We start from the raw sequence: 12,395 nt of genomic DNA, 5'->3' as shown, positions 1-12,395 counted from the left end.
GTGCCGGGGTCGGGGGTGGAGGGCACGCGCTCGGCGGAGTGCGACGCGGCGGCCATCTGGGCCATCGCGTCGGCGATCTGCGACACCTCGACGACATGCCGGTAGACGCCCTGGGACTGGGCGGCCAGGGAGTCCAGCACGTCCTCCTGGACGGTGGCCCCCAGCCCGATCGTGTAGAGGGACAGCCGCTGGTTCACCCGCTGCCGGGCGGCACCCGTCTGCCGGGCCACCGCGAACGAGAGGATGCCGGAGGTGCCCGCGGGCAGCGGGGTGCTGGGGGAGACCCACACCGACCCGCTGTTCTCGTAGCCGTCGGTCAGCAGCACGATGGTGTACTCCGCGTCGGCCTGGGCGGGGAGGGCGGCGAGGTCGTCGATGGCCCGGATCAGTCCGTCGCCGATGGGGGTGCAGGAACCGGCCGGGCCGTATTCCAGATCGCAGATCAAGCCGTCCGCCGTGTCGGGGTCGGAGGCCGCCAGGACCGGTTGGATCAGGGGATCGGGGATCGGGTGCCAGGAGCAGGAGGTGTCCTCGAACACCAGCTGCTCGATCCGGTCCGCCGGGTTGATGCCGGTGCGCATGGCGACGTAGAGGTTGCCCAGGATCTGGGCGGCGGTGGTGGCGTTCTGCCAGCGAGGACCGCTCATGCTGCCCGAGCGGTCGAGTACCAGGGCCAGGTGCCGCGGACCGGCCTCGATGGTCAGCGTCTGCGGCGCCGAGGTGCTGCTGAGCATCCCGACGGGACCCGGGCAGCCGGTCTCGAACCACACCTCCTCGGTGATCTCGATGGTCTTGGGGGCGTACACCACCGGCATGGTGAAGACGCTCTGCGGGCTGGTCGAGCACCCGGGGAAGTCGGGGATCGTGACAGCGCCGCTCTTGCTCCACCGGTAGGCCGTGGTGGGCGCGGGAATCCCCACCACGGTGGGGTCGGTCGTCGTGCCGCGGGCCGGCAGGGCGGTGAGCGTCATCTGCTGGCCCACCCCAGCCGGTCCGCCGATGGTGAAGCCGGCCAGCGGATCGCACATGATCCTGGTGATGGTCAGGTCGCCGGGTGCGTTGTCCGACTGGGTGAACTGCCACTGCGCCTGGGGGGAACCGGCCTGTGCGCGGACCGACCAGACCTCTCCCACGGCCGGCGCCGAGGCGGCCCGGACCTCGACACCGAGGACGATGTCCGTGCCGTCCTCCATGGCCTCGGCGAGCACACGGCGGTTGCCGAGGGTCATGTCGTCCGACCCCGGAGCGGACGGAAGTTCGACCGACTCCGTCCCCCTGATCAGGGTCACCTGGACGATGTCCGCGTCCGCCGGGAAGCGCAGGGCGAAGAAGGGGAACGGCGCCGTGCTGCCGACGTCCAGCCGGAGGTCGGCGACCAGGCCCTTGGACTGGTGCACGGTGTAGACCGGTGATCCGACGGCAGTGGGGCTGATGCTCGGTAGGGGCATGGCCTTCCTCCTCAGACGGCGGTGATCAGCCGCTTGTAGTACACGTTCTGGGCACCGGTGCGGTTGGAGGACCAGAAGATCCAGATGGTGTTGTCGGGCGCGATCAGCGCGAAGGGGGCGAGGTCGTCCTTCGGGGAGGTCGTCAGGCGCCGCGGATGGAGCACGTCCCACTCGCCGGAGACCGGATCCCGCTGCATCACGAAGAGGTCGGTCGCATGGCCTGACGCGTCGTTCCAGACCAGCCAGATGGAGCCGTCCTGGTCTTCCACCGCGGAAGGGTGCCCCAGGGAGCTGATCTCCGAGTTCGGGGACACGACAAGGTTCTCCTGCTCCCAATCCGTGCCATGGAACCGGATGGCCTTCACCCCCACCGGGTCCACCGAGAACACCCAGGTGTCCTGTTCCCGGGTGCACAGCACAGAGGGGTCGGTGCGCTGGTTGGCGAACGTCTCCTGATGGTCCACGGTGCCGCTCTTCGGATCGAGTCGGAGGGCCTGCATGCCGCCCTGGACGGTGAAGGCCGCCCAGATACCGCCGTCCTGGCCGACCGCGGCGTGGAACTGGCGGCCGGTGGCCGTCTGATTGGACAGCTCGACCGCGCCCGCGGTGTCCGCCCACGTCTTGTCCGTGTGCCGCCAACGACGGTACTGCCAGCGGTTCGTGGCCGAGCTGTGGAAGAAGATCGTCGCGACATCGCCGGTCACCGCCACGAACGGCAGGGTCTCATTGGTGCCGGCTACGGCGGACACCGGCGTCTCGACCGCTGCCCCCAGCCCGGCCAGCGGGGCCTGTTTCAACATCACGTCGGCCGACGCCGAGGATCCCGACCGGTACACGAACAGCAGGTCCTCCCCAGGGAGTGCCACCAAATGCGGCTCCCCGTGCGGGCCGCCCGACGTCACCAGGCTCGGCGCGCCGAACCCCTCCTTGACGGTGGAGAGGTCGATCCGGGCCGCGGCCACCTGCTCCACCCCGCCCGTCTCCCCGCCGTACCAGGAGGCCACCAGCCCGCCGCTCTGGTCGAAGGCGAAGGCCCGACCCATCACCTGGTTCCCCGTGGACGCGGCGACCGGAGCGTCGGGTGTGCTGGGCAGCTCTCCCCGCAGCAGCGCGTTGATCGCCGCGCGCAGGCTGATGGGCGGTCGCCCCTGCCCTCGCCGGTAGTCCGCGGGCTCGGTGCCGAGCACGTCCTCGATCAGGTTGGCCGGCGGGACCAGCAGCCGCTGCTGGCGCAGGTCGGTGACATCGCCGGGGAGCACCCGCGCGTCGCCGTCCCGCCGGGCGATGAGGGCCAGCGGGGTGTACGCGTGCTGGGGGCGGAAGTCCTCGTCCCCCGTCTTGGGTAGTTCGGTGCCTGCCCGGGTGCGGACCACCCATTCCCGCTTCCACCGGGCGCAGCTCTCGGTACCCAACCCGGCGAAGATCAGGTCGGGGTCCTCGCTGGGCGTCACCAGCCGCTCCCAGACGTCGAGGTGGACCAGGATCGTGTGCTCGGACGCCGGGATCGACTCCATCTTCCTGATCAACGGAACGTTCCAGGCGGCCGCCTTGTCCGCGGCCGAGGCGCCGTGGCTCTCGTGCAGCTCCTGCTGGGTGTACGTCACGGTCTTCTCGATCATGACGTCGAGCCCGTCCACCAGGTACCGGCCGATCATGGCCAGCGGGTCCACCGACCCGGTCACCCCCGACCGGATCTCGAAGTCGTTCGCCAGTCCGGTGCCGACGATCCGGAAACCGTCGTTCCCCTCCGGCACGCCGTCGCCGACGAACCACTTGAGGAAGGCGCGCAGTTCGAACTTCTGGATGTCCTCTCGTTCGTTGACATCCGCGTCCACGATGGGGACGCCCTGTTGCAGCCTCACCCGGACGAAGCGGCGCAGCGGATCGAAGGTGGACTGCGAGATCACGGCCATGAAGGGACTCCCTGAGGGTCAGAAGACGAGCCGGATGGTGCGCTTCAACGTGCTTTCGGGATCCCGCGGAATCGCCGGGTGGATCACGTAGTCGATCAGGACGGTCTGGGTGCCGAGCGAGCCGACCAGCGCGAACTCGCGCAGAGTGCGGTCCACGTGCGTGCCGTCCGGCCAGGGCGGCACGTTCGGCCCCAGCGTGGCCACGATCTGCAACTGGTTGGTGGGCGCGTCCACCACGTCGGGGCCGGAGAGGTAGTCGATCTGCAGCGACGATGCCTCGACCGTGTACGGGGCCGGGTCGGCCAGCTTGGTGTCGGACGGGAGGGCGAGTGGCGGGCCGGGCGGGCGGTCCCAGCTGTCCTGGCCCTGGCCGAGCTGCAGCCCGGTGATACCGCGTGTCTGGGTGTCGCCGCTGTGCATGAATCCGCACAGCAGGCGCCGGCAGTCCGCCACGATCGTGTTCCGGCGCACTCCGCTGTCCCAGACGACCCGGCCGGTCGGGTCGAGCAGCACGTCCCGGTACTCGCCGGTGGGCGATGCGGTCGCGGGTCCCGTGTCGGTCGTCATGCCGCTTCCCTTCGGTCAGGCGGGTGGCGGGAACCAGGCCCGCCGCCGGAAGGTGGTCAGGTCGTGAGGGTCGGCCGAGACATGTCCCGCCGTGGTGGCGAGCAGGGTCACCCACTCGGGCAGCGCCGCCTGCACGGTCTCGCCGGGATCCGAGAAGAACTCCAGGTAGGGGTAGTCGTCGGCGTAGGACTCGGCGATGTCATGGCCGGGCGAGTACAGGTATTCGGTCGTCGTCCTCGGGGCGAAGACCAGCACCGCCCGGGTGCCGATGGGCAGGAACCTTTGCAGCAGCGGACGCAGTTGCTCCTCCAACCCCGCCGACAGCGGAGCGTCGGGCACCAGCGGACTGATGAAGAGGGCGATGGTTCCCCGGGTGTAGAGGTCGCCGTCCTCCAACTGCTCGCCGAACGCGGCACCCCTGGGTTTGCACGGGGTGTAGGAGAGCAGGTCGTCCCACTGCCTGCGCCGCTTGTTGCGGTTCACGGCGGCCAGGGTGACGGTGGTGCTGCCCGCGTACCGCCGGAGCGTGCCGGTGTCCAGCACCCGCGCGCCGGCGACCGCCTCGGGTGGTGAGGCGACGGCGGTCGCCGGTACGGCGGACCGGTCCTCGGCGGGCGGTAGCGTGCGGGAGGCCAGCCCGGACAGCGCCACGCCCCGGTCGCTGCGGAAGAGCAGCCAGTCGGTCCCGACGCCGGGCACGCTGACCGGGACCGGCCACCGGTCCTCGGGCGGCCCGGTCAGTACGGGGGTCGGCGGTGCCGGCACGGACCCGTCCGGAGCCATGTCGAGGGACCACACACCGGATTCGCCGGAGCGATCGGAACTGAAGTAGACCCGCAGGCCGCCGTCGGATGATCGGACGGGCGCCGGCTCCCGGTCGGCCGAGCGGCCTGGTCCGGGCCGCGGCGCGGTCAGCGGCCGCTCCGGGCCCCAGGTCCCCGAGGCAAGGTCCAGCGGTCGGCTCATCAGCGTCCATACATCGTCTTCCGTGCCGGTGCCCTGCCGCTTCGACCAGAACACCCACAGGGTGTCGCCGCCCGCCCCGGAGACCGTGACCGCGGCGGGCTCCCGGTTGCCGCCGCCCCCTTCGGCGACCACTTCATGGCCGGCCCAGGTGCCGTCCTCCCAGCGGACGGTCCTGATGGTCCAGCGCGTTCCGTCGTGGGCCGACCAGAACAACCGCACCCGGTGGAGGTCCTCCACCACCGCGAACGGTTCGGCGACCCGCCCCAGCGCCGCCACCGGGACGTCCCGGGGCGCCGACCACCGCGCCCCGTCGCCCCAGGTGCCGGTGGCGACGGCGTTGCCCGCGCCGAAGCCCAGCGCGGCGGCCGCGTCGGAGGAGTCCAACTCGATCTCCAGCCGCTGGTCGCCGCCGGTCTCCGGGGTGGCGAGCCGGACGGTCCGGTCGGGCAGGACGGTCACCTCCACACCGGGCAGCCGGTGCGAGAGCACCTCGGCCAGCTCGGCGGCCGAGACGTTCTCCGGATCGGTGAGGTCGAGGCGGGTGAACCGCACGCCCGCTCGGCACCGCCCGATCCGGACCACCAGGCGGGAGCCCGGGGTGAGGGCGAACGGCTCGGCGTGCCCGGTCCGCAGGCTCGCCGCCTCCGGGTCCTGGGCGGTCCCCTGGACGTACCGGAGGCGGGAGTGCTTGGTGCCCGGCTGGTCCACCCACACCAGGAAGAGCCGCTGCTCGGTCCCGGGCAGCTCGACGCCGCTGGGACCCCCGGCCGCCGTGGAGCCGGTGGGCACGTCACCGGCCTCACCCCAGCAGCCCTTCCGGTACGTCTTCATCCGGATGGTGCCGGGCCCGCCCGGGACCTCCGTCGTCTCGTAGCACAGCCTCGGCCGCTGCGAACCGAACACGCTCAGCCGGCCGCCCGGCGCGCCCTCCAGCGTCACCAGGTCGGCGAGGGAGGACTCCACCCGGACGGCGGAACCGGCGCCCGCCGTGTTCGAGGTGATGACCAGCTTCCCCGAACTGTCGCTGCTGACCGTCGTCTCGGACAGGTTGCGGTCGAGGACGTCGGCGACCTCCTCGGCCGTCGCCCGCGCGATGTCCCGGAAGTCGGCGGCCGCGAACACCACGGTGGTGGGGGTGCGGTCGTCCGCGGTCACGGTGATGCGCATGCCCGGACGGAGCGCGAACGGGCCGCAGCGGTCTCCGATCAGCACCGCGGGCCCGTCCCTCCGCCCGGTGGCGATCGCCTGCTCCCCGAACCCCAGCACCGGCCCGGCGTCGTCCGCGCCCCGCCAGCCCTGTGCACCGGCGGCGACCGCGAACACAGGGAAGTGGGGTGGCGTGTTGGAGCGGGCGATCGACTGCGCCATCTCGGCGACCTGCACATACCAGCGGGTGTAGCGGTTCACGATCGCCCGCAGGTTCGGCACGGTGCCGACACCGCGGTACAGGTACGGGGCCGCCGTGATCTCGCTGCGCCGCACGCTCACCGGCGCGGTCCGGTCCAGCTCCCAGCCGATCATCTGGGCGAGCGGGGCGAGGAACTCGGGGCGTGCGCGGTCCGGGTCGTGGAGGTCCGCCAGCCCCTCCGCGAGGCTGCGGACCAGGTCGAGTGCCGAGCCCGCCACCGACAGGAACCGGTAGAGCTGCCCGCGGTCGCGCAGCCCGGTGGGCAGCTGCTTGAGGGCGGCGGCGATGGCCGGGGCGTGGGCCACGTCCGCCGCGGTGAGCGGCAGGTCGAACCGCCGGTGCACGGCGGGCAGCATCCGGTAGAGGGCGTCCCCCAGGCCGTACGCGGCGGTGGCGAAGGCGGCCGCGCGGGATCCCTCGTCGGCGGTGGCCTCCGGCGGGTCGTCCGACGTCAGGGTGAAGACGGTGTAGTAGTGCGTGGTCAGCGGCCGGGCCCCGGTGTCGGACACGGCCGAGACCACCGGCCCCAGATAGACCTGGTCCCCGTCCTCCGGGGCGAGGGGGAAGGTCCGCTCGCGGCGCACCACCGTGATCCCGGCGAAGGGCCGTCCGGTGGCGAACTCCCGCGCCGGAGGGTTGCGCCAGCGCAGGTCGATCCGCCCGCCCGCCGGGTGCGGCGCGGCCCGCACCTCGGTCACGGCCCTCATCCCGCACCCGCCCCGTCGTCGGAGGGGATGCCGCCCTCGATGATGGTGAAGATCGTCTGACGGGTGGCGGGGTCGAAGCCGGGGTGCTCGCCCCCGGTGCGGGGCGGCGGCGCGTCCCGGTAGCCGGGCCGCGGCAGCTCGTTGGGCAGGGGGGTGATGACGCCGCTGGGGTCCACGTCCGGATGGGTGACGATGTCCGCCGGCAGCCGCGGGTCGCGGCTGAACTTGAACACGGTCAGGGAGGCGACCTGCTCCAGCTCCTGGAGCAGGTCGTAGACCCTGCTCAGATAGATCGGGCCGCCGAAGTCGACGTTGTCGAAGGCCAGATAGGAGCCGATGGTGTCCTCGACGGCCTGTTTGACGGCGGTCCGGGCGAAGTACGGCTGGGCCCGGATGACGGCGCCCAGATAGATGTCGCACGGTGCGGGGCCGACCACCGACAGGTTCACCGTGGCCATCCGGTGCCGTTCGAAGTACGCCAGCAGATCGCGCTTGAGCAGCTCGGAGGGGGCCGCGACGCGTCCGGTGGGCGCCACGTACAAGGTGATGTCGTTCCAGTTGGTCGTCTCCACCTTGACCTTGCCCACCCCCGGCACCCGCCGTGCCAGGTCGACGTGGTCGTCGAGGGTGACGGCCCGCTCCTGGGTGCGGAAGAGCCGGGGCGCCAGGGAACGGGCCCGATCCAGGTCCTCCGCGGCGGCCCCGCCGGCCGCCGGCCGCGGATTGACCGCCTGCTTGATCTGCGGCCAGGACGGGGCGAAGGACAGGTCCGCTCGCACATTGCCGTCCGGACCGCCCCCGATCCGGTACGTGGCGGTGATCGAGGCCGCCGCGAGGGCGCCCGTGCTCGGGGGCGCCATGCCGTTCACCCCGTCGCCGAACCGGACCGAGGCGTGGCCCAGGGCGTCACGGCTGCTCACGAAGTGCCGGTCGGCGGGTGTGCTGGCCGCCAGCGAGGGCACCTCCGTCCAGCGTGTCGCCCCCGCCGGTTCGTGGACGGTCACCTCGATGGAGTCCTTGATCACCGGCCGCTTCTGGAGCTGGTAGAGCTGGTTCCCGCTGCCGTCCGAGGTGCCCAGCGGTTCGTCGTGGACGGTGACGCCCTCGACCACCGACAGGGGGTGGAAGCGCCGCAGGTCGTCCTCGTCCGCGCGCGGCAGCGCCGTGATGACCACCTCGGCCAGGTTCTCGAAGGTGAGCTGATGCCCCCCGGGCTCGGTGACGCTGAACCGGGTACGGGCCGGCACGGTCACCGGCAGGCCGATGCCCTTGTCGAAGGCGATCTCCAGGTCGACGGTGGCCGGGGCCGGCGACAGGGGCTCGTACCCGAGCAGCCGCAGCAGCGGAAGCAGCGCCTCGGGCTCGTCGGCGGTCTCCGGCAGCAGGTTGGCGGCGATCCGGGTCTGGTAGTAGAGGGTGAGGTCGGCGGCGTACGCGAAAAGCTCGATGAGCAGGACGCCCAGATCGTTCTCGCTCTGGTCGGTCCACTCGGGCAGGCGCTCGCGGGCCAGCTCCAGCATGGCGGCCCGCAGCGCCTCGTACCCGACCCGCGTGTAGTCGATCGGTGCCCCGGTCACCGCCGCTCCTTCGATCGGTCGAGTGGCAGGGTCAGCCGGCGGGCCGCGCCGAGCGGGACCACCGTGTACTCGAAGGTGATGGTCAGTACGTCGCCGACCGAGGACAGCGTGAGCGGGGAGACCAGCCGCACCTGGGGCAGGTAGCGGCGCAAGGACCGCTCGATGTCGTGCCGGAGCAGGGTCCGCAGCGCCGCGGTGTCCGGCTCCTGCCGGCGGTGGTCGACTCCGGCGCCGTAGTCGCGCAGCATGACCCGGTCCCCGGTCCGGCTGGCCAGCAGGTGCCGCAGCTCCGTGTCGATCCTCTCCAGATCCGCGACGCGTGCGGTGCCGCCGCCCGGATGGATGCGGAACGGGAAGCGCATCCCGGTGCCCCCGCTCATACGATCCGCGCCTTCAGCGAGGCCGGGGCCGCGGCGGGCACCGGGACCGCGATCAGCGCCGCCTTCAGCGCCGCCTCCGACGGGGTGGCGGCGGCCCAGGACTGGACGGCCGCGGAGACGCCCTCGATCCATGTCTGCACCTCCGCCACCCACTGCCAGAGGGCGGCGTCGCAGTCGGCGTCGGAGGATACGGTCGCGTCCTTGGTCAGGGTGCGGTAGACGGCCAGGCCCAGCGCGTCGAGATTGGCCCGGACCGCCGCGAGGTCCACGTTGTCCCCGGCGATGGGCCGCATGGCCTCGACGAACTGTGCCGCGGTGGTGCGCTGGTCCGGTCCGAGCCCCATGCCGCTCCTCAGGCCGTCACTTGGGTGTTGGTGGTTACCGTCATGACCACCGGCGCCCCGAGATTGCCGATGCCCGAGTCGCCCACCCGGATCACCGGACTGGTGCCCTGGCCGAGCTTGACCAGCGAGCCCTTCACCTCGACGATCCCCGCGCCCGCGTCGACCCTGGTGCCGGCCCCGGACATCTCGATCACCGCGCCGCCGGCGTGTTCGGCCCGGACTCCCTGGGACGTCAGGGTGACCTTGTGTCCCGCGGCGCCCTCCTCGAGGGTGATGCCGTCCGCGTCGAAGGTCAGGGAGTGCTGGTGCGCGCCGTCGGCGACGCGGACCCGCTCGGAGCCGCCGCGGTCGTCGAGGACGAGCAGATGCCCGGCGGCGGACCGCACCACGCGCAGCTGCGGCGGATCGGAGCGCGCCTCGGCGGGCCACTCACCCGCCACGTACTGGACACCGGTCCACAGCGGCAGTCCCGGATCCCCGCCCTCGAACTCGACCCAGACCTTGGCCCCGTTCTCGGGCACGAAGTGGTAGCCGTACGGCAGGGCGGCGCGGGCCGGGACGAGCTCGTCCGGCGGGAAGATGGCCGGGACGGACACCTTCACCTGCCCGAGCCCGGCGTCGTCGCGGTTGTCCTTGACGACCCCCGTGTACTTCCCGAAGTACTGGTCCGGCACCTGCTCCTCCTTGCGGGCTGTCAGCGCACACACTTGAAGTCGGACTTGTAGCCCCCGCTGTCGATCTTGTGGGTCACCGAGGACACGTACCACTCCCCGCTGAACCGCTCGTTGACGCCGTGCACGATGACGTTCGACTTGGCACGCAGCCAGATGGTCCCCGCCGTGCTGCCGCTCGCGGACATCCCCAGCCGCCGCGATTCCAGCGTGTCGTTGCCCGCCTCCAGCTCCCCCTTGTCCGGTACCACCACCCCCACCGTCACCTGGCGCGCCGACAGGGCCTGCTGGAACTCCCGCTTGCGCTGGGCGCCCTTGTCGTACAGCACCCGCAGGCGCTCCCGGTCGGCCGAGCCGACCTGGGAGAGGCGGCCCTCGTCCAGCTCCCACAGCACGATCTCCTCGGGCGCCTTGGGCTGGGACTCGATCTGCCGGCCCTGCTGGTCGATGTCCGTGGTCTGCTTGAGCCGGTCGATGTAGCTGCTGTCGAAGCTGGGGGAGAAGGAGATCAGGTTGCTGCCCGGCCCCTCCCGGTAGCGCAGGACCAGGGTGTCCGGCCGGCGCAGCCGCACCACCCGCCGTTCGGGGATGAAGTAGAGGACCTCCTGCTCCGACTCGTCCAGTTCGACGAAGCACTTGGCGTGGTGGTTCTTCGCCAGCTCCTGGAGGAAGGCCAGGTCGGTCTTGCCGTCCTGGGCGATCGGACGGCTGTCGACCAGCGGGTCCGGGGTGAGTGACGCCTCCACCCGCGCGAAGCCGTACGGTTCGGCGACCGCGCGCACGATGTCCGTGACGGTACGGTCCCGCCACACCTTCTTGCGCTCGACCAGCCCCATGGAGATGGAGCGGTCCTCGCCCTTCAGCGAGACGGAGGGCACACCGCTGTCCGGATAGCTCACCTCCACCTTGGTGATGGTCGCCCGGATCAGCATGGCGTGCTGGTCGGGCTCGGTGTACCCCAGGTCGACCTCGGCGACGCTGCCCTCGAACAGGCCGTCGGCGTAGACCATGAGGGGGTCGAGGAGCGTCAGGCTGGCGCTGTCGGCCTGCCGATCGTCCTCGGTCACCGAGACGGAGCCGACCCAGTCGGTGATGTCCTGCCCTTCGAGCCGGACGTTGATGTACGGGACCCGGGTGCCCATGTCAGAACTCCCGCGCGCGGGTGGTGCGGGTGGCCGGACCGGGCTGGGGCATGTTCAGTACGTCCCCGGTGTGCAGATCCAGCGGGAAGACCGGCGGGTTGGCGTCGAGGATCCGCCACCACAGGGCTTCCGTGCCGTAGAAGCGGCGGGCCAGCAGGTCCAGCCCCTCGCCGTCGGCCAGGCGGTACGGGCTCGCGGTGTCCGCCGCCGGCCGGCGCAGCCGCAGCGCGACGACCCGCCGGAGCGAGCCGTCGGGCGCGGTGACGGTGAGCGTGGGAAGGCCGGTGAACCGGGAGCCGGCCGCCGGGGCCATCAGCCGGCCCCCAACAGCGGGGCGGGAGCGACCACGTCGTCGAACGGTGTGCGCTCCACCAGGGTGACGGCGATGTCGGCGCGCAGCGGCGCCAGCGCGGGGGTGAAGAGCAGTTCGGTGATGTCGATCTGGGTGACCACGCAGTCGATGGTGCGGTCCCCGAAGCCGAAGACGCACTCCGGTGGGCACGCGAAGCGGTCGGTGCCGGCGTACAGCCCCGTGAAGCTGCCTTGGGCGCTCGGCCAGTCGCGGTTGCGTGGCCACACCAGGGCCCGGTACTTGTTCAGCTCCGGTGTGATGCCGCCGTCCTCGTCCGTGCTGATGGGGATCCGGTCGTCCGCCGGCCCGGGGGACAGGCCGTCGACCCGGACGGTGAAGCTGATGGTGCGGTCACCGCCCTGGACGTACTGGCGCAGCGGCAGCAGTTGGCCCGGAGCGTTCAGGGCGGCGTAGTCGACCGCCCGCTTGTCGGAGAGCTGGGTGGGGTTGTACTGGAACTCGACCAGCACGTCGGGCACCGAGGGGTCGGGGATCTGCCCGTACAGGAATCCCCGGGCCGGACTCTGGAGTGTCAGCATCGGCTCACCTTCACGCGGGTGCGGGGGCGCGGGTGCCGGCACGGAAGTCCTGTTCGGAGCGGAGCGTGGCGAGCCGCTCCTGGATCCGCTGGATGATCTCGTCGGAGAGCAGCCGGGCCGCGTCGGCCTCCAGCCGCTCGGCGTTGATGTTCACGGTGATCCCGCCCTCGACGTGGACGGACTGGTCCGGGCCGCCGGGTGCCGCGGCGGGAACGGCCGGCACCGGGGGCAGCGGGGGCCGGACGCCGGCGGCACCCGGTACACCGGCGGCCTCCGGTACGACGGCGGCACCGGGTACGCCGGCGGGCAGCGGGGGCCCCGGTGGAGCGGCGCCCCCCGGCAGACCGGGGATCGCCGGCGGCACGGCGCCCGCGGGACCGG

The 12,395-nt window shown here is 72.0% G+C and carries 12 protein-coding genes; all 12 read right to left on the bottom strand.

Going from position 1 to position 12,395, the window contains the following annotated elements:
• On the bottom strand, positions 1-1,448 hold a 1,448-nt coding region (locus tag E4099_RS19980; RefSeq protein ID WP_135340461.1), incomplete at its 3' end, for a vWA domain-containing protein.
• Between the two features lie 11 nt (positions 1,449-1,459).
• Positions 1,460-3,361, bottom strand: coding sequence for a DUF6519 domain-containing protein (locus tag E4099_RS19975; RefSeq protein ID WP_135340460.1), 1,902 nt, complete (start codon positions 3,359-3,361; stop codon positions 1,460-1,462).
• Positions 3,362-3,379: 18 nt separating this feature from the next.
• Positions 3,380-3,928, bottom strand: a complete 549-nt coding sequence (locus E4099_RS19970) for a hypothetical protein (protein ID WP_135340459.1) — start codon at positions 3,926-3,928, stop codon at positions 3,380-3,382.
• 15 nt (positions 3,929-3,943) lie between these two features.
• A complete protein-coding gene (locus tag E4099_RS19965) occupies positions 3,944-7,000 on the bottom strand; it encodes a phage tail protein (protein ID WP_167828427.1) in 3,057 nt (1,018 codons plus the stop codon).
• A 5-nt stretch (positions 7,001-7,005) separates the two neighbouring features.
• Entirely contained in the window at positions 7,006-8,586 is a 1,581-nt protein-coding gene (locus E4099_RS19960; protein WP_135340457.1) for a putative baseplate assembly protein, read from the bottom strand.
• Entirely contained in the window at positions 8,583-8,966 is a 384-nt protein-coding gene (locus E4099_RS19955; RefSeq protein WP_167828426.1) for a GPW/gp25 family protein, read from the bottom strand. The genes E4099_RS19960 and E4099_RS19955 overlap by 4 nt, the downstream gene beginning before the upstream one ends.
• The gene (locus tag E4099_RS33090; RefSeq protein ID WP_167828425.1) at positions 8,963-9,310 is read right to left on the bottom strand and encodes a hypothetical protein; all 348 of its coding nucleotides are present in this window, start codon (positions 9,308-9,310) and stop codon (positions 8,963-8,965) included. Before E4099_RS33090 ends, E4099_RS19955 begins: the two co-directional genes overlap by 4 nt.
• 8 nt (positions 9,311-9,318) lie before the next feature.
• Positions 9,319-9,984 (bottom strand): phage baseplate assembly protein V, encoded by a 666-nt coding sequence (locus tag E4099_RS19950; protein WP_135340455.1) that lies wholly within the window; start codon positions 9,982-9,984, stop codon positions 9,319-9,321.
• Between the two features lie 20 nt (positions 9,985-10,004).
• Entirely contained in the window at positions 10,005-11,123 is a 1,119-nt protein-coding gene (locus E4099_RS19945) for a phage late control D family protein (RefSeq protein WP_135340454.1), read from the bottom strand.
• Position 11,124: 1 nt separating this feature from the next.
• A complete protein-coding gene (locus tag E4099_RS19940) occupies positions 11,125-11,436 on the bottom strand; it encodes a tail protein X (protein ID WP_135340453.1) in 312 nt (103 codons plus the stop codon).
• Entirely contained in the window at positions 11,436-12,014 is a 579-nt protein-coding gene (locus E4099_RS19935) for a CIS tube protein (RefSeq protein ID WP_135340452.1), read from the bottom strand. Before E4099_RS19935 ends, E4099_RS19940 begins: the two co-directional genes overlap by 1 nt.
• A 10-nt stretch (positions 12,015-12,024) precedes the next feature.
• Positions 12,025-12,395 (bottom strand): hypothetical protein (locus E4099_RS33685; protein ID WP_209446670.1); only part of this gene is annotated, 371 nt, incomplete at its 5' end.

It is taken from the genome of Streptomyces palmae (assembly GCF_004684805.1).
Classification (GTDB): domain Bacteria; phylum Actinomycetota; class Actinomycetes; order Streptomycetales; family Streptomycetaceae; genus Streptomyces; species Streptomyces palmae.
This window is presented reverse-complemented; position numbering and strand designations above follow the sequence as displayed.

Bases quoted from the DNA above. Each gene is read 5' to 3' on its own strand.
- E4099_RS19975 (WP_135340460.1), bottom strand. From the start codon at position 3,361: ATGGCCGTGATCTCGCAGTCCACCTTCGATCCGCTGCGCCGCTTCGTC.
- E4099_RS19970 (WP_135340459.1), bottom strand. From the start codon at position 3,928: ATGACGACCGACACGGGACCCGCGACCGCATCGCCCACCGGCGAGTAC.
- E4099_RS19955 (WP_167828426.1), bottom strand. From the start codon at position 8,966: ATGAGCGGGGGCACCGGGATGCGCTTCCCGTTCCGCATCCATCCGGGC.
- E4099_RS33090 (WP_167828425.1), bottom strand. From the start codon at position 9,310: ATGGGGCTCGGACCGGACCAGCGCACCACCGCGGCACAGTTCGTCGAG.
- E4099_RS19945 (WP_135340454.1), bottom strand. From the start codon at position 11,123: ATGGGCACCCGGGTCCCGTACATCAACGTCCGGCTCGAAGGGCAGGAC.
- E4099_RS19940 (WP_135340453.1), bottom strand. From the start codon at position 11,436: ATGGCCCCGGCGGCCGGCTCCCGGTTCACCGGCCTTCCCACGCTCACC.
- E4099_RS19935 (WP_135340452.1), bottom strand. From the start codon at position 12,014: ATGCTGACACTCCAGAGTCCGGCCCGGGGATTCCTGTACGGGCAGATC.